This is a genomic window from Nitrincola iocasae, from assembly GCF_008727795.1.
GTDB lineage: Bacteria > Pseudomonadota > Gammaproteobacteria > Pseudomonadales > Balneatricaceae > Nitrincola > Nitrincola iocasae.
Genome location: NZ_CP044222.1, coordinates 1,584,807 through 1,606,345, shown reverse-complemented (window position 1 = coordinate 1,606,345; position 21,539 = coordinate 1,584,807). Strand labels below are relative to the sequence as shown.

24 protein-coding genes are annotated in these 21,539 nt (G+C 47.0%); 17 read left to right on the top strand and 7 right to left on the bottom strand.

What is annotated here, in order from left to right; all coding sequences use genetic code 11:
• Position 1 precedes the first annotated feature (1 nt).
• The 12 genes from F5I99_RS07300 (at position 2) to F5I99_RS07245 (ending at position 8,808) form a co-directional block, all read left to right on the top strand.
• Positions 2-268 carry a hypothetical protein gene (locus F5I99_RS07300; protein ID WP_151054553.1) on the top strand — a complete coding sequence of 89 codons (267 nt, stop codon included), beginning with the start codon at positions 2-4 and terminating at the stop codon, positions 266-268.
• Positions 192-479, top strand: coding sequence for an excisionase (locus tag F5I99_RS07295; protein ID WP_325063014.1), 288 nt, complete (start codon positions 192-194; stop codon positions 477-479). Before F5I99_RS07300 ends, F5I99_RS07295 begins: the two co-directional genes overlap by 77 nt.
• Complete coding sequence (locus F5I99_RS07290) at positions 391-1,554, top strand: tyrosine-type recombinase/integrase (RefSeq protein WP_225307586.1); 1,164 nt, start codon at positions 391-393, stop codon at positions 1,552-1,554. Before F5I99_RS07295 ends, F5I99_RS07290 begins: the two co-directional genes overlap by 89 nt.
• Before the next feature lie 385 nt (positions 1,555-1,939).
• Positions 1,940-2,491: a pyridoxamine 5'-phosphate oxidase family protein gene (locus F5I99_RS07285; protein WP_151054547.1), complete on the top strand. Its 552-nt coding sequence runs from the start codon at positions 1,940-1,942 to the stop codon at positions 2,489-2,491.
• Positions 2,492-2,613: 122 nt separating this feature from the next.
• Positions 2,614-2,880 (top strand): type II toxin-antitoxin system TacA family antitoxin, encoded by a 267-nt coding sequence (locus F5I99_RS07280; protein ID WP_151054545.1) that lies wholly within the window; start codon positions 2,614-2,616, stop codon positions 2,878-2,880.
• Complete coding sequence (locus tag F5I99_RS07275) at positions 2,871-3,407, top strand: GNAT family N-acetyltransferase (protein ID WP_151054543.1); 537 nt, start codon at positions 2,871-2,873, stop codon at positions 3,405-3,407. The genes F5I99_RS07280 and F5I99_RS07275 overlap by 10 nt, the downstream gene beginning before the upstream one ends.
• Before the next feature lie 35 nt (positions 3,408-3,442).
• Complete coding sequence (locus F5I99_RS07270) at positions 3,443-4,990, top strand: plasmid pRiA4b ORF-3 family protein (RefSeq protein WP_151054541.1); 1,548 nt, start codon at positions 3,443-3,445, stop codon at positions 4,988-4,990.
• Between the two features lie 140 nt (positions 4,991-5,130).
• Entirely contained in the window at positions 5,131-5,409 is a 279-nt protein-coding gene (locus F5I99_RS07265) for a type II toxin-antitoxin system TacA family antitoxin (protein WP_151054539.1), read from the top strand.
• Positions 5,406-5,933: a GNAT family N-acetyltransferase gene (locus F5I99_RS07260; protein ID WP_151054537.1), complete on the top strand. Its 528-nt coding sequence runs from the start codon at positions 5,406-5,408 to the stop codon at positions 5,931-5,933. The genes F5I99_RS07265 and F5I99_RS07260 overlap by 4 nt, the downstream gene beginning before the upstream one ends.
• A 234-nt stretch (positions 5,934-6,167) precedes the next feature.
• Positions 6,168-6,968 carry a transglutaminase domain-containing protein gene (locus F5I99_RS07255; protein WP_151054536.1) on the top strand — a complete coding sequence of 267 codons (801 nt, stop codon included), beginning with the start codon at positions 6,168-6,170 and terminating at the stop codon, positions 6,966-6,968.
• Positions 6,969-7,174: 206 nt separating this feature from the next.
• Positions 7,175-7,498 (top strand): helix-turn-helix transcriptional regulator, encoded by a 324-nt coding sequence (locus tag F5I99_RS07250; protein ID WP_151054534.1) that lies wholly within the window; start codon positions 7,175-7,177, stop codon positions 7,496-7,498.
• Positions 7,492-8,808, top strand: a complete 1,317-nt coding sequence (locus tag F5I99_RS07245) for a type II toxin-antitoxin system HipA family toxin (protein WP_151054532.1) — start codon at positions 7,492-7,494, stop codon at positions 8,806-8,808. The genes F5I99_RS07250 and F5I99_RS07245 overlap by 7 nt, the downstream gene beginning before the upstream one ends.
• Positions 8,809-8,887: 79 nt before the next feature.
• Here the strand turns inward: F5I99_RS07245 and F5I99_RS07240 are convergent, their stop codons facing one another.
• Together F5I99_RS07240 and F5I99_RS07235 are read right to left on the bottom strand one after the other, a co-directional pair.
• Complete coding sequence (locus F5I99_RS07240) at positions 8,888-10,483, bottom strand: sensor domain-containing diguanylate cyclase (protein ID WP_151054530.1); 1,596 nt, start codon at positions 10,481-10,483, stop codon at positions 8,888-8,890.
• A 195-nt stretch (positions 10,484-10,678) separates the two neighbouring features.
• Entirely contained in the window at positions 10,679-10,849 is a 171-nt protein-coding gene (locus tag F5I99_RS07235) for an RES family NAD+ phosphorylase (RefSeq protein WP_151054528.1), read from the bottom strand.
• Between the two features lie 148 nt (positions 10,850-10,997).
• Here F5I99_RS07235 and F5I99_RS07230 point away from each other — a divergent pair, with 148 nt between their 5' ends.
• Positions 10,998-11,501, top strand: a complete 504-nt coding sequence (locus F5I99_RS07230) for a helix-turn-helix domain-containing protein (RefSeq protein WP_151054526.1) — start codon at positions 10,998-11,000, stop codon at positions 11,499-11,501.
• Positions 11,498-12,742, top strand: a complete 1,245-nt coding sequence (locus tag F5I99_RS07225) for a type II toxin-antitoxin system HipA family toxin (protein ID WP_151054524.1) — start codon at positions 11,498-11,500, stop codon at positions 12,740-12,742. Before F5I99_RS07230 ends, F5I99_RS07225 begins: the two co-directional genes overlap by 4 nt.
• Before the next feature lie 36 nt (positions 12,743-12,778).
• On the opposite strand, the gene F5I99_RS07220 is transcribed toward F5I99_RS07225, so the two are convergent.
• Positions 12,779-13,450 carry an RES family NAD+ phosphorylase gene (locus F5I99_RS07220; RefSeq protein WP_151054522.1) on the bottom strand — a complete coding sequence of 224 codons (672 nt, stop codon included), beginning with the start codon at positions 13,448-13,450 and terminating at the stop codon, positions 12,779-12,781.
• Positions 13,451-13,454: 4 nt separating this feature from the next.
• Positions 13,455-13,844 carry an MbcA/ParS/Xre antitoxin family protein gene (locus F5I99_RS07215; protein ID WP_151054520.1) on the bottom strand — a complete coding sequence of 130 codons (390 nt, stop codon included), beginning with the start codon at positions 13,842-13,844 and terminating at the stop codon, positions 13,455-13,457.
• 259 nt (positions 13,845-14,103) lie between these two features.
• Between F5I99_RS07215 and F5I99_RS07210 the strand changes: the two genes are divergently transcribed.
• Entirely contained in the window at positions 14,104-14,892 is a 789-nt protein-coding gene (locus tag F5I99_RS07210; RefSeq protein WP_225307585.1) for an enoyl-CoA hydratase, read from the top strand.
• A 252-nt stretch (positions 14,893-15,144) separates the two neighbouring features.
• Here F5I99_RS07210 and F5I99_RS07205 read toward each other — a convergent pair whose 3' ends face one another.
• Positions 15,145-16,326, bottom strand: coding sequence for an acetyl-CoA C-acyltransferase family protein (locus F5I99_RS07205; RefSeq protein ID WP_151054516.1), 1,182 nt, complete (start codon positions 16,324-16,326; stop codon positions 15,145-15,147).
• A 160-nt stretch (positions 16,327-16,486) separates the two neighbouring features.
• A complete protein-coding gene (locus F5I99_RS07200) occupies positions 16,487-17,239 on the bottom strand; it encodes a YdcF family protein (protein ID WP_151054514.1) in 753 nt (250 codons plus the stop codon).
• Between the two features lie 347 nt (positions 17,240-17,586).
• On the opposite strand from F5I99_RS07200, the gene F5I99_RS07195 reads away from it, so the two are divergent.
• The gene (locus tag F5I99_RS07195) at positions 17,587-18,801 is read left to right on the top strand and encodes an MFS transporter (protein WP_151054512.1); all 1,215 of its coding nucleotides are present in this window, start codon (positions 17,587-17,589) and stop codon (positions 18,799-18,801) included.
• A gap of 194 nt (positions 18,802-18,995) precedes the next feature.
• Here F5I99_RS07195 and F5I99_RS07190 read toward each other — a convergent pair whose 3' ends face one another.
• Positions 18,996-20,402 carry a DUF4236 domain-containing protein gene (locus F5I99_RS07190; protein ID WP_191905973.1) on the bottom strand — a complete coding sequence of 469 codons (1,407 nt, stop codon included), beginning with the start codon at positions 20,400-20,402 and terminating at the stop codon, positions 18,996-18,998.
• 203 nt (positions 20,403-20,605) lie between these two features.
• Between F5I99_RS07190 and F5I99_RS07185 the strand changes: the two genes are divergently transcribed.
• The gene (locus tag F5I99_RS07185) at positions 20,606-21,505 is read left to right on the top strand and encodes a sulfurtransferase (RefSeq protein ID WP_151054508.1); all 900 of its coding nucleotides are present in this window, start codon (positions 20,606-20,608) and stop codon (positions 21,503-21,505) included.
• The last annotated feature ends 34 nt before the right edge of the window (positions 21,506-21,539 follow it).

The following is a 21,539-nucleotide window of genomic DNA, read 5'->3' as shown; positions in this document are numbered from 1 at the left end:
TATGGCAAACCTTGCTCGTCGAGCAGCAATGCTCTGCCAGGATAACCACTTCAGGCTCTACTTGGATCGACGTCGCAGGGCAAAGTTTAATATGGATGTTCCAGACGGGACGCACACGGAACAGTGCGCCCGTGACTTTATCCTGCAAGTATGCGGTATCAAGAGTCGCGCTGAACTGGATCATAACCCCAATGCTGCAGCGCTATTTCATAAAATTTTGCAAGCCTATGGCAGATACCAACATAGGAGGAAACGGGATGCCACATGAGCAGTTGATGCCTCTGCATGAGTGGAGAAAACAACGATTTACTACACCTCCGTCCAGATCCACTGTTAAACGGTGGTGCATTGATGGTCACATTCCTGCCAAACTAATAGGCGGAAAGTGGTTTGTTCGAGTTGAAGAGGAGCGACGATCAACCGGTAATCCGCTGGTTGATCAAGTATTGGCAGACAATGGCAGCACGCATAAGAAGTAATAAAAACAGAGACCTGGAGCCAAACCTTTACGAGAGTGGCGGTTACTACAAGTACCGCCACCCTCAAACAGGGAAGTATCATGGCATGGGATCTGACCGGAAAAAAGCGAATGTGGCAGCGCGAAAGTTAAACGCGATGCTAATACCCACTAACGACCTCGTTTCCCGGGTGATCACCGAACAGAGTGTTCTGTTCGGTGAGATTATCACTCGGTACCGAAAAGAATATCTACCTACCAAGAAACTTAAGCCTCGCACCCTGGAAGAAGTAACCTATCGATTGAACCGGCTGGAGCGAGATCTGAAAGACAAACGTGTAGATTCGATGAGCATCAAGGTGATTGCTGATTACCTGGATGAGAACTTCCAGAACAATGCCTACATCAAATTCCGAGGCCTGCTGTCAGAGCTATTCCGATTCGGTGCAACAAAGGGGCTTTGTGACACTAATCCGGCAGAGAATACGCTGGCAAAGGTAGCGGATGATAAGAAACGCCGACCGCTCACTCGGGAGTGGTACAACGCAATCTATGCACACGCCGATGACTGGCTAAAGGTTGCCATGGACTTTGCCCTGATCACTCTACAACGTCGCAGCGACCTTTGCGCTGCAAAGTTTGACGATATCAGAGATGGCCATCTACATCTGATCCAGCAAAAAACCGAAAAACACGGCCTCAGAGCCCATCTTAGAATCAGGGTGGTGTCGTCTCTGGATAATGTAATTAAGCGGAGTAGACAGTCAGGTATTGCAAGCCCTTACATAATACACCGCCGCCCCGTTCGCATCCGACGCAGTAAATCCTTAGTTCACTGGTCACAAATACGACCAGAGACCTTATCAAAAGAGTTTGCCAAAGCTAGAGACAAGGTGCCTGAAATCGCTCAGCTTCCGATATCACAGCGCCCGACAATTCATGAAGTCCGTGCATTAGGCGGTCATCTTTACTTCGAAGCGGGCTTCCCTGATGAATACGTGCAGACACTGATGGGACACAGCACACTGAAGATGACGCACCACTACACCGACCGCCACATTAAGTGGACTGTCTGTGAAGCAGCCCTGCCTATCTAAAACGTTTCGCAGGGCCTGCATTTCACTGGAGATATACAGTGCTTCAGTTTGGCCTAACCATTTGATTCATAATAGGCCATTTCTAACACTATGCAGAGCGCTCCATAGACGATTAAGTTATCTAAATCATTAAGTTACTGGCGTTAAACCAGCTTTTTGACATGGTGGGGGTCGGCGGTTCGAGTCCGCCTAGTCCTACCAAGCCTATCTAAAAGTCAGCAAAGTCACTTTCAAGCCCTCCTTCCGTAAGTAATTTTGCCAGTAATTGCCCCCCGCTAAACATCCATTTCACCTCTTAGCCAGCCTGAATCTTTACTGCTTTGCATTGCGCGGTGATCTATATTAAGTTCTTTATATTCCCTGATATGACTGGATTTTCCTCAAGATGACAACGCGCGAAAATGATCACTCTTCTATTCAACGCAGCATCTGGAATGAGCTGGAAAAAGCCATATCCAATCGTCATCACGGTTGGCGAACCCCCGTGTTGGCAACAATAGATCAAAACGGACTGCCTGATGCTCGTACCGTTGTTTTAAGAGAAGTTGACACTAAAAACCACAAGCTAACGATCTACACTGACAAACGCAGCCCCAAAGTCTCTCAAATCGTGCAACAGTCTGACGTCGCACTGGTTTTCTGGTGTGCACAACTTAACTGGCAATTACGTATTCAAGCCTCAGCTAAGCTTTGCGACAATCAAGACCGCATCAACCAGGTGTGGCAACAGGTGCGCTCAACGGCGGGGGCGTCAGATTATCTGAGTATCCAGGCACCGAGTAGCCCTTTATATCACCAAGGTGCACTTGCTGAGGACCAACATGCCTTGTGTATTGTAGAACTCCATATTCAAGTTATTGATTGGCTGAGCCTTAGTCACCAAGACCATAAACGTGCCTGTCTAGAAAACAACCAACTGACCTGGTTGACACCCTAGCCCCCTGGCTCTCGTAGAGTCAGTGTTTAACCCTCTTTCCTCAGACATGAATTACGTGTATCTATTGACTACACGAAAAAACCACTTAAACTGTATATTAAACAGATATACAGGATGGTGTTATGGCCACAAAAACAGCTCCAATCAACATGCGGGTACTGCCATCGGTGAGAGATATTATTGATGCTGCAGCAAGCCTGAAAAAAGTGGATAGAACCGTTTTCATTCAACAAGCGGCGATCAATGAAGCGCATAATGTGCTGGCCGAACAGCGGGATTTTGTCCTTGAAGCAAAAGCCTTTGAGGCATTCGATCTCGAACTTCGTGCAGAACCTCAGACTCTTGAAGGCATGAAAGATCTCTTTAATAGGAAAGCACCTTGGGAATAAGTGCACCGACGCTACTGACCGATCAGCACCAACTCAATCCGTTTCAATGTGGCATTGAAGAGCTAGATATCTGGTTAAGCAAACAAGCCTTGAAGAGTCAAAAGCGGGGAACCGCGAGAGTATACGTGGTCAATGACACGAAGACTCGCCAAGTCGTTGGTTACTATGCGATTGCCATGGGCTCGGTATCAAGAGAGCATGCATTCAGTTCGCTAAGAAGAAATAGCCCAGAACCCATCCCCATGGTGATATTGGCTAGGCTTGGGGTTGATAGTGCATATCAAGGTCGAGGCATTGCCGCAGGTCTTTTAAAAGATTGTATATTGCGCTCGATACAAGCAATGAACGCTGTGGGCGGTGCAGGTATATTGGTTCATGCTATCGATCCTAGTGCGCAGTCGTTCTACAAAAAATTTGGCTTCAAAGAATCGGCGCTTGATCCTCTGGTATTGATGGCGCGGATCTGCGATATCGAGAAAACATTGACTCACCACTCTCTTTTTCTGCGTTTTGGTCTGATAGGATAGCGACCATCAGCCACCGCTTGAGCACCCAAGGTCCCATGAAAAAATCCCCAATCTCTCGTCAGTTATATCAACTTCATATTGAACTGGAAGGCATATCTCCTTCGATCTGGCGCAGGCTGTTAGTACCCAGCAACATCACTCTGGAGCAGCTGCACTTAATCATTCAGGTGACCATGGGCTGGCAGAACTGCCATTACCATGTTTTTCAAACCAAGGATAAATGTTGCTTTACCGAGCCAGGAGCGCTCGAAGAAGGGTTTGATAACTGGTTTGATGAAACCGATGTTGCCTTAAGCGATGTACTCCACAGTAAGGCAAAACAGCTGTCTTATGAATATGACTTTGGAGATTCATGGGACCATCGTATTACGCTTGAAAAAACCTTGCCTCTGATTGGCGATCAGCATGTCGATATGCTCTGCTTAGCCGGAGAAAATGCCTGCCCTCCCGAAGATTGCGGCGGCATTCCAGGCTATGAAAATTTACTTGAGGTACTGCAAGACCCTGCCCACCCGGACTATCAGGAGTTGCTGGCGTGGCTGGATGATTTGGATTTTGATCCGACAGTCTTTATTATCGAAACCAGAAATGTGCGCCTGCAAATGATGCTTGATTACAGCCCCTTGCTGATTCATGACGAAATCTATGCAAACTTTCTGAGCAGCAAAAATGAGTTAGACAACCTGCTTTCCTCAGTTTCAAAACAAGACGACTGGCAACGTCAGGCGATGATTGATCAGTTTTTGATGGATTCATTGGAAGAAGAGATCGCCTCCAGTGGCGAGCTACCCATGACACCGGATCAACTTCACCAGTTGCTCTACAACCCGTTTGAAGCTGCGAATGTCATCAGCTTTAATCCCAGTGTGGCAACAGTTAAAAACGCCCCCATCCTGGCCATCTTCAAGATACTGGCAGAAGCAGCCCAACACAAAGGCATTAAGCTGACTCAACGGGAAAATCTGCCCTTAAAAGTCACGCGGCAAATGGTTGATGCTATTCCCTCGCGCCTAAGCCATGGCAGCTTTGGCTGGAGCAGTTCTATTCGATCCGAGGAAGATGTTTACCCTGTTCACATCACTCGAATACTCGCAATCCTGTCAGGACTGTGCCGGATACAGAAAGGTACACTATTGCTGACAGCCAAAGGTCGTAAAATACTGGAAAAGGGCCAGTGGGATGTCTGTTTTCACGAACTGATGAAAGCCGCCTTTACTCAGTTTAACTGGGCTTATCTGGATGGGTATCCTGAACTCAGCATGATTCGATCCACTAGCTGGATGATGCTTTACTTACTCGACCAACCTGATTTAGAAATGCCAAGCGATGTCGCGGCTGAGGCGGTATTAACCGTTTTCCCGATGTTGGTAGATGAGATACCCGCCCATGAACTGCACTATGCGACCGCAGAAGAAACAGTCATTAATGCCATGTCACATCGCTGGCTGACACTGCTAGGCCTGATAGGCTTGATTGAGTACAGTGAGCGACATAATCAGCAATCGATCAGAGATGGGTACAACATTAAGCTCAGTGAACTGGGAAGAGACTATCTTGTTTGGATGATAGCGCCTGAATCCTAGTTTATGCTCTGGAAAACAAGGGATGCGGCGGCGTCATGCGAGTGGCGCCGACACCCCACTGGACAACTTCAATGCGTACAAATTGAAATCCATCTTGCTCCGGTGTACTATTTGAATACACACAAAGTGAGGGTTATGTTATGCCTCAAATCCCAGTAGGAACCAATGAACGCGTATCCTTACGGATAGCATCAGAGGAAAAATTATTGTTAATGCGTGCTGCCGCATTACAACATACCAATCTAACCGAATTCGTGATCAGCAACGTTGTGTCTGTGGCACAGAAAATCATCGACGAGCACGAACGGCTATCATTGACAGAAAGAGATAGCCTACGGATGTTGGCATTGCTGGATAACCCGCCAGCACCCAATGACAAGTTAATGGCGGCAGCATTGTCTTTGCCGAAGCGAGCATGATGCTACCCGCCTGGTATGAAGAGCCAATTGGCAAGTCTCATGACCGTTCGATGTTCGATTGTGGTGACGCGGCATTAAACCAATTTCTACGTCTCCACGCCAGACAGAGCCACGAGAAAGGTGCAGCAAAAACTTATCTGGCCATTGCAGATGAAGTTGGTAAAACGGTTATGGGTTATTACACCTTAAGTCCCGCTTCAATTGCCTATGAACGTACTCCCGAAGTCATCAAACGAGGCTTGGCTCGCCATGAAGTTCCGGTATTCCGACTAGGTCGACTCGCCGTTGATGTTTCAAGGCAAGGTCAGGGACTGGGCGGCCAGTTATTACTGTCTGCAGGACGGCGCTGCCTTTTGGTTGCCATGCAGGCTGGTGGTGTTGCGCTATTGATTGATGCGAAAAATGAACGAGTGGCAAACTGGTATGAAAGCTATGGCGCAATCCCACTACTGGATGCACCTTTATCTCTGATCTTATCCTTCAGAACGATCCATACCGCCTTGACTGCTGCAGGAAAACTGTAAGTGCCAAGTGATATTGAAGTTGAGATTAATAGCAGAAAAAAGTCCCCCTTAGCTGTACTAGCTCAGACCTGATCTGACAGTTACCCAGTTTTTAAGGTGCCGTGTCAGCCGGGTATTTGTGGCAAAGAACGCTGGACGTCAGCGATGAGATTGCCATCTATTATTAAGCTGTTATAGTCAGTTCTAATGCTATTTAGTAATCGACTACATGTCATTTTTTGTTAAGGAAATCCTGTGTGGCTTCGTACTAGTTGTTATATTTCCTTTGATGTTAGCGTAGAAACACCATTCATTCTCATGCTAAGGCCCCGCAGTGGTCTTCAGCAGTGGATAGCGCGCGAATCCTATACGCTCAAACCTGACAATATTATCGCGGTTGAGTATACGGATCACTATGGCAATCTTTGCCAGCGTTTGACCGCACCCGCTGGTGAGTTTTCAATACGCACGTCAGCCGATGTTTTAACATCTGACGTTATTGATGTATCACCTGGCGCGCCATTTGATGAGGTTCAGCACCTGCCAACCCATGTTCTCACTTACTTGCTGCCCACACGCTACTGCGAATCTGACTACTTTATTGATTTAGGCAAAGAGATAGTTGCGGGCATGCGACCTGGCTATGACCAAGTCGCTGCTATTGAGCGGTGGATCAGAGAAAATATTCGCTTTAATCCAGATGCTCCTCACTTTCAGCTTTCAGCCGTAGAGGTCAATCGGCAAGGGGAAGGTGTCTGTCGTGACCTGGCTCATCTGGGCATTTCACTTTGCCGTGGCCTGTGCATCCCTGCACGCATGGTGGTAGGTTATTTATACGATTTAAAGCCGATGGATTTTCATGCATGGTTTGAGGCTTATGTGGGTGGGCGCTGGTACACGTTTGACCCCACACAACAATCGCCAAAAGGCGGGCGGATTACAGTAGCCTATGGCCGTGATGCCGCCGATGTAGCAATATTTAATCAATTTGGCCCTACATTATATCCACGAGAAATGTCCGTACGGGTTGAAAAGCTAGCCACCGCACCTGAGTAATGATCACGCGTAGAATGCGGTTTTATTTCAATTCAGCACCCTATGTTTTTATATCCCAAATTGGTTACCTTACCTCCACTAAATCGCACTAATGTAACCATATAGGGACTCTAAATTAATAATTGACAACTTCTTTATAAAGTCCTAAATTCTATACATTGAGCACAAAATAGCTTTTCAATGTAACTGAATCAGGGCTTTGAGAGATGAGTGAAAAAACAGCATCAGCGCTTGCCGAAGAAATCGGTGAGCGCTTGAAACAAGCTCGACTCAATCAAGATCTCACTCAGTCTGAGGTAGCCAGCCTTGCCGGTGTCGCACGTAAAACCGTGTTAAATGCTGAGAAAGGAAAGGTTCAACTCGAGATATTGATCGCGATTATGATGGCTTTAGATTTGACTGACCATCTGGACTTGTTCCTTCCAATACAACAAATATCGCCTTTACAGTTGGCAAAGTTACAAGGAAAGAAACGCCAGAGAGCCTCCGGACAACGCCGCGACCCAGAAAAGGATATGTCTGAATGGTAATGGAAGTCATCAACATCACCTATCAAGCGCACGAGGTTGGAGCCGTTAGCTTTGATACCGACAGAGGGGTCGGTGCTTTCGAATACGACCCCAACTTTATAAAAACAGGGATCGAACTATCACCAATCAAGATGCCATTATCAAGACGCATCTATAGCTTTCCTGAACTTGACTTCCACACCTTTAAAGGACTACCTGGACTCATAGCAGATTCTTTACCTGATGATTTTGGTAATGCAGTGCTTAATGCATGGATCGCGGGCCAGGGCCGTTCCCCGAATGACATCACACCGCTACAACGGCTTCAATTTACCGGAAAACGCGGGATGGGTGCGTTAGAGTACACCCCGGCAACCCAGCTGCGCAGTCTAAATGCATCACAACCAGTCGACATTCAATCTCTGATATCAATCGCACAAGACATATTGGATGCTCGTGATCATTTCGAGATCGAACTCAAGCAAAATGGCCTGGAAGACCGTGAGGCGATGATGTCTTTACTTTCAGTAGGCATGAGTGCCGGCGGAGCCAGGCCAAAAGCCGTCTTAGCGTTCAATAAAGACTTTACCCAGGTTCGCTCAGGCCAAACAGCCGTGCCAGAAGGCTTTACCCATTATTTGATGAAGTTCGATGGTGTTAGTGAGCACAATAAAAACCGGGAAACCTTCGGCGACCCCCTTGGCTATGGCGCAATGGAGTATATCTATCACTTAATGGCGGAAAAATGCGGTATCGATATGATGCCGTGCCAATTACTTCCTGAAGGGAGCCGAAGACATTTTATTACCCAACGTTTTGATCGCATAAAAAACAAAAAAATACATATACAAACGCTCAACGGCCTGGCTCACGTGGACTATAAAAAGCCCGGTTCATTTTCTTACGCCGAATTGTTTGGCATTGCTCGCCAGCTAAGACTCTCTGCAACCGAAGCGGAGCAGCTACTAAAACGCATGACATTTAATATCATTGCGCGTAATCATGACGATCACTCCAAGAATTTTGCTTTTATGTTCAAAAATGAACGCTGGTCACTCGCACCTGCCTATGACCTGGCTTACAGCTATAAACCCGGTAGTAAATGGATTAACAGTCACTGGATGAGCCTCAACGGCAAACGAGACAATTTCACACGAGCTGACTTTTACAGCCTGGAAAAACTAAGCCCATTGTTCAGCAAACACAAAATTGACCAGGTTATTGATACAACCATTGAACATCTATCCAGCTGGCCTCAACTCGCCACTGAATGGGATGTGCCAAAATCACTGATCGAAGAAATAACCTCAAATTTACGCCTTGATATTTAGCGCCTCACCGAATTAACACTAATTTAATGACCTTGTGGTTGTCGTCGGTCGCAACACACCAGTTCTTTCCAAAATATTGTTATATTTCAATGCGGTTTCGGCCATTCTGTTTTGCACGATACATTTTTTGGTCTATCTCAGCGAGTATTGTTTCTAAAGTGTGGCCTGATCTAAATTCTGAAAGCCCAAGACTGACAGTGATGCTAAGATTGGCTGGAAAAGCGTGGTGTCTTATTGCGGAGCAGACCTTTTCAGCAACATTATGTGCTGTGTTTAATTCAGTTTCTGGACAAATAAGGATAAATTCTTCTCCACCCCATCGTCCCAGGGTATCGGTGCGGCGTATGGAGGATCTGACCACGCGAGCAATATCTATCAGCACTTGATCACCCAGATCATGACCAAAAGTATCATTTACTCGTTTGAAATGGTCAACATCAAACATGAAAATACTAAAGGGAGTTTTATGTCGGTCAAAGCGATTAATTTCTGCTTGAATAATTTCCAGCATCTTTCTTCGGTTAGCTATTTCGGTTAATTGATCGGTATTCGAAAGTGCATCAAGTTGTAAATTTTTTATTTTTAGTTCGACATTTTTATGAATTAATGCATTCTCGGTTAGCTGCTCAATAGCTTCTGAAATCATGCCTATTTCATTATTTGGGAAAGAGTACTCACTTATTTTATCACCCCTACCCTCGGTGATTTCTTGAACTCTATTTTGAAGTTTTTTCAGTGGTGCAATAATATGTCTACTTAGAACGAAGCTCATTAACCAAGTAGCGAGCAATGACCCTGTCACAATCATCAGCAATGTAAATATGATGGTCTTCATAATGGGTTGACGAATATCAGCCAAATTGACTTCGGTGACAACGATCCAGCCCAACGTCTCTATGCGATCAAAATGTGCAAGAAACTGCCTACCCTCGTCTCTGTAGTTCAAACTTCCACGAGTGACATCGGCAGATGGCAGGTGGGCGTATATGCCTTGATGAAATGTGTCACGCATCCCTTCATCTGGATGAATTAACACCATGCCTTGAGTGTTCAGTACATAATTATACACAGTTGGGTAGTGTTGATCTTTGACAGAAAGCGCTTCAATAATGGTGTCCATACCGGCATCAATCGACAAGACACCGATAATCTCTTCATTTGCATTTAGGAGTGTTTTGCCAAATGAGACCAGCCACTCTTTCGAAATAATGTCCTGATAGGGCATGCCATCGGAAATTAGCGGATGCATATCCAATGCGGCTTGATACCATGGGCGATCTACTGCGTTAAAATCAGCAGGTGGAGTGTAATTGTTAATCAGTAGTGATCCGTCTTCGTAGCCCGAAAAAATATAATTAACATTAGGTATGGTTTTTTGCAGCACTTCGAACAAATTTAATATTGCTTGTCGTGTATCATGTTCTTCAAAGCGGCTATGATCTATGCCAGAATCAGGACTGGTAGAGTATTCTATAGCCTGTCGCAATGGCGCAAAATAGCCCAATATTAACGTTGTAACAGATCGATTTTTGTTCCGGAGTGCTGTTTCAGCGCCATCAATGCCCTGAGTATATAAAATGGAGGAGATACTGATACCAAGAAGCAAAATGATGAAGAGCGCCAACGCTGTGGTTATCGTGAAAATTTGCCGCTGTAGTTTTGAAACTTTCTTCATGAAAAGTACCGAAATAGATCCAGATATACGCCGCTTTCATGAAGCGTAAACTTAACCAATGTTATACTGGATCAAGATTTATACAAACATAATAGCATGTCGCAAGACTAAAAATCAGTCTGTATATTCCCCTCGCTTTGACTCTAGCCACGGTAATCAAGAATCAAAACTGATAGACCGAATCGATTAAACTGTTCACTCAATTTTACTAATCAACAAGACCGACACAATCTGTTGTGCGGCGCCACTCCATACATAGCGGTAATGGCCACCCTGCACAGGAATTGACGTTGCGCGTGGTGTAAACAGTGCGACACACTCCCCGCCCTGATGTCGAACGCTGTTGAACACCATGCCTTTGAGCATAATCGATAAGCTTGAATTTGATGTAAATCGTATGGCGCTTCAGGCTTGAAACGCCATTTTTCAGGATCGACTATTTTTCCACACCTTGCATATCGCATTAAATGAAACTATATTTTCACTAATATTAAATTTATGAAGGTATAGTTAAATGAATACCAAGCAAAGACGTCAAGCTGTCGTCTTCCCTAAAGAGCAGAAAATTCTGCAGCAGCTTGGTGAGAATATTTATCTCGCGATGAAGCGCCGTAAAATTACTCAGACCATGATTGCAGAGCGCACTGGCTTATCCAAGCCTACGCTAAGAAATATTGAGCGAGGTGTAGCGACTGTATCTATCGGACACTACCTGCGCGTGTTGGCGGTACTTGGACTAGCCGAGGATCTGGCTCAGGTCGCCCTCGATGATGCAATGGGACGCAAGTTACAAGATATCGAATTGTTGCAGGCATCCGCCTCTGGAAGCAGACACACGTCAGATAAGTCCTTACAGGTAAAAACCAATCAACCTGCACACTCCCCTCTCTCAAACTCTTCTCAACATATACAGTCGCTGATGGAGTTGGCAAAGTCTCGATCAAAAGATCAAAAACTACGGAAACAGAGCAAACACGACAAAGATCCTGAGCCTATGCAAAACAGGGATAAAAAATGAGCCGCGATATCTATGTGTATGCCGATTGGGTGGATGAAGAGCCCACCTTAGTCGGCACCCTGACTGCCGAACAGGTGCGTGGCAAGGAGCATTTCAGCTTTGCCTATGCCCTGGATTGGCTCCAGAGAGGCGATGCTCCCTATCTGCAGGTTGATCCTGAGCTGCATTTATTTGAGGGCATCCAACATAAAGGAGATGACTACAACTTCAGGGTTTTTCTGGACTCTTGTCCAGATCGTTGGGGCCGTGTACTAATGCAACGGCGTGAAGCGGTATTGGCCCGTCAGGATGGCCGCAGACCGAAAACTCTATATGAAAGTGATTATCTGCTGGGCGTTTTTGACCAGTATCGCATGGGTGCTCTACGCTTTAAAACAGATAGACACGGTGCTTTTCTGGACGATGACGAGCGACTCTCGGCGCCACCAATAACATCACTTCGCGAACTTGAACATGCTGTTTGCCAGATTGAGCAGAATGTAGATTTGGATGACCCGGAGTATATGAAGTGGCTATTCATGCTGATTTCGCCAGGGTCCTCTTTGGGTGGTGCTCGTCCTAAAGCCTCAGTTATAGATGAAGAAGGTAATCTATGGATTGCCAAGTTTCCCAGCCAGCAGGACGATCACGATATCGGTGCCTGGGAGTTCCTGGCTTATCGGTTGGCAGTCGAAGCCGGTATAGTTATGGCCGACAGTCGTATTGAGCGTTTCAACTCACCCCATCACACGTTTTTAACCAAACGTTTTGATCGAGAGCGTGAGCGGCGCATGCATTTCTCATCGGCCATGACACAACTCGGATATTATGATGGCGAGGATGGGGCAAGCTATCTGGAACTCGCCGAGTTTCTAACCAATCACGGCAGCAATACCCAGCATGACCTGGCCGAGTTGTGGCGACGTATTGTGTTCAATATTGCGGTATCAAATGTCGATGATCATCTGCGTAACCACGGCTTTTTGTTTGAGGGTAAAGGCTGGAAACTTTCACCAGCCTACGATATCAACCCTACAGCCATTGCTAATGGTCTACACCTCAATATCGATGATAAGGACAACAGCCTGAGTTATGAGTTAGCCTTTGAAGTGATTGAGTTCTTTCAGCTTTCACAGCAACAAGCCGAGGAAATATTTGTCAAAGTTCTGGCCTCTGTTGGCCAATGGCGTGAGATAGCTAACCAGATTGGTATATCACGCGCCGAGCAGGACGTTATGAAATTTGCATTTAATATTGAGTAATAGAAAGCCAATGTTTCTGCCTATCTCACTCACTAATCACTTAATTTTACTAACCAACAAGACCGAAATAATCCGTTGTGCGGCGCCACTCCATACATAGCGGTAATGGCCACCCTGCACAGGAATTGACGTTGCGCGTGGTGTAAACAGTGCCACACACTCCCCGCCCTGAATTCGAACGCTGTTGAACACCAGTCCATAGCGACCCGATTGACGTTGTTCAAGTGCAAATTTCTGCGAGGCTGTATAGTCAGTCGGATCATGGAGCGCTTGATACTGACTGCCACGAATATCACCCAAGGGTAGCTGAATGCGGCTGATGTATTCACGCATCGTGATTTCAGTATCAGGTTCGCGGGTTGCTGCTAAAAATCGCTCACGATGGTAGCAAGTTTCGGCAATGGCGACATCCAAAGAATTTCCCGCGTAATAGACACCATAGCGCCCATCAGTGAAGCGGCTAGGTTGCCCTATATGTGTGAATGCCGCCATCACCGGCGTTGATCCTGGACCCGAGACTCTCTCTGAGGCAGGTACCAACTTTACATCCCCGGCTTCTTGCCTTAATCGGTCATTAGTCAGACCCTCAATCTCGAAAATGATCTCCAAATCATCTGGATCTGCGACAGTCTCAAACAGGTTGACAGGCGGGAAATGACTGGGGACCAAACGATGTGCGCTGTCCCAGTCCGGGACTCGTTGCTGCATCGGCTTAACCCCTCATGTAATCGAGGTAGCGCCAAACATCAGCGAGATTGATCATGTTGCCTTTGAGCATAATCGACAGAGCTGACTCCCCATCGAAATCCCGATTGGCTTTACCTGGCCAGGCGTTGGCTTGCTCCTCGGTTGGAAACAGAATCCTCAACGCTTTATAGATCCCCAATACATAGGAAATTCGCTCCAAGGTATCGCGACTGATGGGTGGGCCTTCACCATTTTTCCACTTGTACATAGTGCTGCGTGGCGGGTCACCCAGCAGTACCTTTTGTTCTTGCGTATTGAGGCCCCACTGATCGGTAATGCGAAAAAAAGTCTTCAGCGCAACATCAGACTTACGACGTTCATCTGTGTGTATGCTCGGCTGGGATGTGGTCACCATAGTGAGTACCTCAGATCATTTATTACACTCCCAGAATAGTCCACACAGAAACATAAATCAATTTATATCTCCATACAGACTATATTATTGATTGTTGTTTGCTCAATCCATACTGCGTTGATGGCATCCAAACACCACACTATCCAGTTTTTATTGATGAAATGAATGGCTATTCTGCTAGCTTTAACTGCAATTTTCTGTAGCATCAATGCCACGTTGGATTTAAGGTTGTATTAAAACAAGACGGAGAACCATGCCAATGAGCAATCTGCTACTAAGTGAATTGAATGATGCCGGTGTTTTGCGACTGACGTTAAATGATGCCAAACGTCGCAATGCGCTGTCTGAGGCCATGCTTGAGCAATTAGGCGAAAGATTTGCTGAAGCCTCCGACGACCCCAACGTACGAGTTATTGTACTGGCCGCAAATGGCCCCGCATTTTGTGCTGGACACAACCTTAAAGAGATGACGGCGGGTCGTGCTGACGCTGATGCGGGTAAAGCCTATTTCAGCAAAATTATGACACTGTGTTCCGGGGTAATGCAGTCGATGGTGCATTGCTCCAAACCTGTCATTGCTGAAGTGACCGGTATCGCTACCGCTGCAGGTTGTCAGTTGGTGGCTAGTTGTGACCTTGCCATTGCCGCTGATACCGCTCAGTTCAGTACTCCAGGAGTACATATTGGCCTGTTTTGCTCCACCCCCATGGTGGCACTGTCGCGCAATGTAGCCAATAAGCATGCAATGGAAATGCTGCTAACAGGCGATATGACGTCGGCCCATCGTGCAGCTGAAATTGGCTTGATCAACCATGCCGTTAGCCCCGAGTCCTTAAGCGAAACCACCATGGCAATGGCGCACAAAATCGCGTCTAAATCCAGCATGACACTCGCCACTGGTAAACGTGCTTTTTATGCACAACGCGAGATGACACTCGCAGAAGCTTACGAATATGCCTCGCAGGTGATGGTGGAGAATATGCTGGCTCAGGATGCAGTAGAAGGGATAAGTGCCTTTATCGAAAAACGCCCACCGAACTGGTCTTAAACACACACCCGGTTACGGCCCTGTTTTTGCGCGGTACAAAGACTCGTCAGCATTGCGGATAAGATCGTGTACAGTCAGGTCTTCACTAGGGATAAGACTAGCATGAGAGAGATGTCGCCGCAGGACCTTCGCAACGGAGCCAAATCGATAAGTAAGCCATCATCAGCACAAAGGGTAAAAAAATCAGCCTCGAAAAACCCTCTCTCCGTTTAATATATTTTGTTGAGAGAAGGTTTTTCAGCGGTCTACCATTTACAGACGTTCAAAAATTGTTGCGATCCCCTGGCCTCCGCCAATGCACATAGTGACAAGCGCATAACGCCCACCGGTACGCTCAAGCTCATACAGCGCTTTAGTGGCAATAAACGCCCCGGAGCAACCCACTGGATGCCCCAGTGCAATAGCACCGCCATTAGGATTGGTTTTCTGCATATCTAATCCCAAGCCTTTGGCAACAGCCAATGCCTGAGCGGCAAAGGCTTCATTGGACTCAATAACATCCATATCGTCCAACGACAAACCAGCTTTTTTCAACGCCAGGCGTGAGGCCGGAATCGGACCTTCACCCATGATATCGTTGGGTACACCTGCTACAGCATAAGAGACTATACGTGCAATAGGCTTATGTCCGGCACTGGCAGCCGCTTCGGCAGAAGCCAACACCATAAAAGCGGCGCCATCATTAATGCCTGAAGCATTGCCCGCTGTCACCGTTCCATCTTTTTTAAAGGCTGGACGCATTTTCCCCAAACTTTCAAGCGTAGTGCCTGGTTTTACATGCTCATCCGTATCGATCACAACGGTCCCTTTTCGGGTTTCAAAAGTGATCGGTACGATTTGTGACTTAAAGCGCCCTTCTTCAATGGCGCGTGCCGCACGGGCGTGTGATTCTACTGCAAAGGCATCCTGCTCTTCACGATTGATGCCCCATTTCTCAGCCAGATTCTCGGCGGTAATACCCATATGCCCGACACCAAAAGGATCATTCAGTGTTGCGACCATCATATCGATCATACTGGTGTCACCCATACGCGCTCCCGAACGCATCGATGGAGACAAATATCCAGAACGAGACATCACCTCAACGCCACCCCCAACACCATAATCACAATCGCCCAGCATAATATTCTGTGCAGTGGTCACAATCGCTTGCAGCCCTGAGCTACACAGCCGATTAACTGCCATCGCGACTGAATCCATCGGCAGGCCAGCCTGAATAGACGCTACACGGGCCACATAAGCAAAGCGCGAGTCCGTGGGTATACAATTGCCCACTGTGACATAGTTAATTAAATCAGCATTAACCTGTGAACGGCTGACAGCCTCCTTCATTACTTTACCCGCAAGCTCATGCGGCTCGATAGAACTCAAACCGCCCCCAAAGGCACCAATCGCTGAACGTACGGCACTTAAAACAACGACGTCTTTACCCATTATAATGTTCCTTTTGTTGTTATTTGACATCTGACAATGAAAGCCTGGTTATCATTCACCACCCCTCGTTTGAGAATAGCACAGAGTGCTTTTCTTAGTCGTCACCGCCTTTAGCCTCATACAAGTTGCACGGCACAGCGGGCTCCAGAGTGTGATCTGGCTAAATACGTTTCATCAATTGATATACCAATAACCCTAACTTTTCATGTAAGGCTTGTGCACTCTGGCGAAAATAGTAGGCCGTTGGCAGCCACCTGACTAACCCCTCAGGGGGCGGTGTAGCATACTGGATAGGTGCGGGCAGCACTTGCAAACCCTGTGCTTCAAATACCGGGACAGCCCGGTTCAAATGCCAGGCCTGACTGACCAGGACAACCTGTGATAACCCAGCTTCCCGAAGCATTTCAGCCGAGAATGCGGCATTTTCATAAGTATTGCGGCTGCGGTCCTCAATCCACTCGGCACTCAGATCAAAGCCTGATTTAAGCAAGCGTTGCATGAGTTCGGCTTCGCTATAGTCTTCACCATAAACCCGCCCACCTGTAAGCAGCATAGGCAATCCGCTCTCACGTTGCAGAAATGCCGAGTAAGCCAGCCGACTGATAGTCTGTTCACTGGGTGCATCCGGCCAGCCATATTCAGAACCGTCATAAGCACGCCCACCACCCAGAACAACAATCACATCAGCAGAACTCAGTGCCTCTATACTAACCGGTGGAAAATGTTCCAGAGATTGTTGCAGTGAATAACTGACGACCGGCAACCCCAGCAACCACAGCGATGCACCCGCAAAAAGCACTAACATACCACCCAGAAAACGCCGACCTAGCCAGATCAACAACAAGCCAAACAGCACAGCTATTGCCTGTATTGCTGGAGGTAACAACAAGTACTTCAGCAAATTTATCATCATTACGAGTCTCAGATTAATTTAACAATGAGTAACCAATGCCTAGAGACTACCGAAGCCTCCAGCCTATAATTCCAGTTGTTCACTAAAAGGTTTTGAATCAAGCCAATGAAAAACTCTGTCCGAAATTACCTGACAATACCACCAAAAAAGCCAGTGCCAAGAATCCTGTTTGCTCATGCGTCAATCTGATATAACGGCTTTGAGCGACTTGCATCAACTTTATTTATCCTCTATACAATGGCTTGCTAACCCTGAAATCGGTTATGTTACGCCTTTTTATTCAGCTTTCCAGTAAACGGATCGACTGGCTGGCAGAGTCTCTATTTCCACTTTTCAGGATTTAAATCATGTCGTTAAGCCAACGTCCGAGCACCTGGGTGATAATATTTCTTCCTTTTGCTCTCGGCTACTACCTATCCTATCTGCTGCGTACAGTGAATGCTGTCATTTCGCCGGACCTGACTCGGGATCTAAATCTGTCTGCCGCAGACCTTGGCTTATTGACCAGCGCCTATTTCTTAACATTTGGTGCGGCGCAAATCCCGCTCGGCATTGCACTGGACCGTTACGGCCCCAAACGTGTATTGGCCTGTCTGCTGCTCTTGGCGGCCTTGGGCTCAGCCGCCTTTGCCATGGGCGACTCACTCGGGCAATTAACGCTGGCACGTGGATTAATTGGCTTGGGTGTTTCGGCTTGCTTGATGGCAGGACTGAAGGGTTTTGCCATGTGGTATCCGGCAGAGCGTCAAAGTTCAATGACCGGATTTATCATGGCCGCTGGTGCCTTGGGTGCATTAACCGCTAGCACCCCCATGGAAGCCATGCTGCCCTTTCTCGGCTGGCGGGGTGTTTTCTGGCTGATCGCCGGACTGGCGGCGGCGTTGTCAGTCTTTGTATTTCTAGCCTTACCTGGAGACGTACAGCAAACGTCCCGCGAATCTCTGGGCCCAACACTAAAATCTGTAGCCAGGATTTTTATCGCCCCGGACTTTCTTCGCTTTGCCGGTTCTGCCACTTTTTTTACCGGCGGCTTCATGGCCATGCAAAGTCTCTGGGCCGTCCCCTGGCTGATGAATGTAAATGGCTTGCCACTGCACCAGGCAGCCAGTTATCTGATGATACTGAACCTGGGTATGCTGGCAGGCCAACTCTCCGTTGGCCTGTTTGGCACCAGACTTAGCCAGCGCGGTATCACGCCACTGAACTTTATGCAGGTTGCCTATGCTCTGATGTTGATTGTTCAGGGGCTGATACTGTCCGGCTGGGGGCCTATTCTGGTGTTTTGGTTCCTTCTGGGCGCTTTATCCGCAGCCAATGCACAGACATACATTGCAACAGCGGCCAATTTCCCTAAAGCGGCCTTTGGTCGTGTCAGTACTGCGATCAACCTGATGGCCTTTGCCGGTGCATTTATTGTTCAGTGGGGATTAGGTATTGCGTTGGATTTACTGCAGCAAAACGGTACCTCTGTGCCAGATTCCCTGCGCATGGCTTTTGCTGGACTTATTGCGTTGCAAATTATGAGTTTTATCCCACTAATATATAAGAAAAAGCTAAATTAAATGTTATTAAACCTGAATTCAGAAAATACGCACTAAAATAATGCAAATATTTCTATTATCAACTTATAAGTAAAAATGATGCACTAAATTAGAATATTATTCTAAACCTGAAAGTCATACCCTTATATATTAGGATAATCTAACCCTAGAGAAAAACAGTAAGATGATAAGCTGAATCCTGAGTATAACAGCAGTTAATCCTGTCCTGGTTCGAAAGGCTTAATAGCACTAAAATGACAACCAGAATCCATCTCTCGGCGCATGATAAACTGAGCAAGAATCACAAGTGGATCGAGCTGCTCCAGTGCTGCGAAATTCAGTTCCGAAAAGCCTTGTCGTGGAACCCGTACTGACAGCAGATAATCATCCTGTTCAAAACCAGTTTCCAGATTAACGCGTTGAGTATAGCCGGACACGATGATTTCATCTATGGCCGGTAAACCCGCCAGCAATACCCCCACTAACCTGAATACGGCCCCATGAGTATAGCGGGCGTACTCTCGATCTCGCTGAACCTCTGACTTGGCTTTCAACTGCAAGCTCTGCCCTCCACTGGCAAGCTGAGCGCTTTGCAAAGGGATTAAGTCGAGTGAAGGCAGTTTCAGGTCTATCCATATCTGCTTGCTATCTAAGTCAAGCTGAAAATCAACAAGTGTTTCACATGGCCAGTCAAGTTGCTCAAGTTCAGCAATCAGCACCTCAGTCATCAGGCCTTCATCCGTCATCAGCAAGGTGACAAATTGCTCCGCATAAACCGACTGTTCTGTATCATGTGCGGCTTTACGAGCTTTCCATACAGAGGTGTAGGCTTTGTAGCGCTGCCTTGCGCGATCTGCCGCTGACTTCGCCTGATGTGTTTCAGCTTTCCAGCGCAGCTTGGCTGTCTGCCACTCGTGAACAGCCTGCTGATGCGCCCGTACTAATTGTTGCTGCCGTCCTGGAATCAGCCGGTGCCAGAAATGCACAGCGGGAGGTTGCGGGTAAATCGGTTCAGCCGGTAGTTTAAGCAAGTCAGGACGTACAGGCTCAGGGTCAGGAAAAGCAGCTGGCAAGTAGCAAGGCCCATTGGTATCAATACCAGGGACTTCCAGGTAAATATCGATGTATTCAGCGATCTCTCCATTAAACAATGCCGCCTGCTCATCCAGCCAGGCCCTGAGTAACTGCGGGTGGGACTCCCATAAGGATGCCAGCTCTTCATCAGTTAATTCACGGCCATCAGCAAATGTCAGACGCAAGCAGCCCTGATCACTTAAAGACACATTGAGCTGTTTCGGATCAACAGTTGTTTTTTTGGCGTGTCCAGCTTCAACCGCATAAAGCTGCTCGCGCTGCTTCTGCAGCTGTTTTTGCTGAAATGCTCGGTGCTGATGTGCTCTGGAATTATCAAACCGTGTACGATAGGTCAGACCTGCACTAGGCATATTGATATTGCCATACATCGCCTGATCATGATCATAAAGAGCCTGAGCCCTTACCGTATCAGACAGGTTAATGCCCCGTTTACCACTTTTCAGGCGAACGCCCGGTACAATCCGTATAGAATGACGAAATCGAAATGCCAACGCTTTATCCTTAAGACCCGTGTTCAGATCATCCACTTTGCCAGCCCCAGGAGTGCGGAGCAAGCGCTATATCACAAAAAACTCTCTTGACTTTACCTGCCAAAGGACCCAACGCTTGTTCTGGATCAATACCTGCAAACGCTATACACCCTAGTATCCTTGAGTTGATGTCGTAAAGGTTACGACCTTGGTATTGCACTGGCTAACGACCGTGCCAAACCTGAAAATTCGGAGATACTATGAATGCCGTAACCCTTTTACGTTGCAGGTTACCAATCAGTGCTCTGGTCATTCTATTATGCCTGCTATCGGCTACGGCTGTGCTGGCAGAGTCCCCTCCGATTGTTTCAGCAGAATGGCTTGAGCAAAACCTTTATGAAGACGATCTGCGTATCATTGACCTACGTGAAGCTGAACAGTTTCAACATGGACATATCGAATCAGCCGTCAACATTCACTACATGATGTTATTTGACGAAAATTTCAATATGCCGCGCCTGGATTATCTACGTGAGCTTTTCAGTCAGGCCGGCATAGATCACCAGACTCGTGTAATAGCTATGGATGACGGCAGCTTCATCTGGTCAGCACGACTCTACTGGTTGCTTGAAACGCTCGGGCATGAAAAAGTCAGTCTGTTGAATGTCGGCTATGGCAACTGGTCCGACGGTCTGTTACCCACGACAACACAGGCCATTATACCCGAAGTCAGAGAATTTATTCCGATGGTGGATAACACCCGTTTGCAAACCAAACTGGGAACGTTACTGTCCATCGACAAAAAACCGATTCTTGATGGCCGAAGCCAGTCACATTATCAAGGCCTGAAGTCTACAGCAAAACGCTTTGGTCATATTCCAACAGCCCTGAACTTTCCCTGTTCTCAGAATTTTGAAGCCACAGATAGTGGCAATCAAATTCGTGAACTATCTGCACTGGCCCCTATCTATGAGGAGCTTCCTCAGGATCAGGAAATCATTCTCTACTGTGATGGTGGTGCAGAAGCTGCATTGAACTATGTCATTATGCAGGCCTTAGGTTACAAGGTAGCCGTCTACGATGGCTCATGGCTGGAATGGGGTAATGATCCAGCCTTACCCATTACTAACCCGTCGAGTGACATTGACACCACCCATTAAATTTTCATTATTTAATAAGCTGTATTAAGAAGTC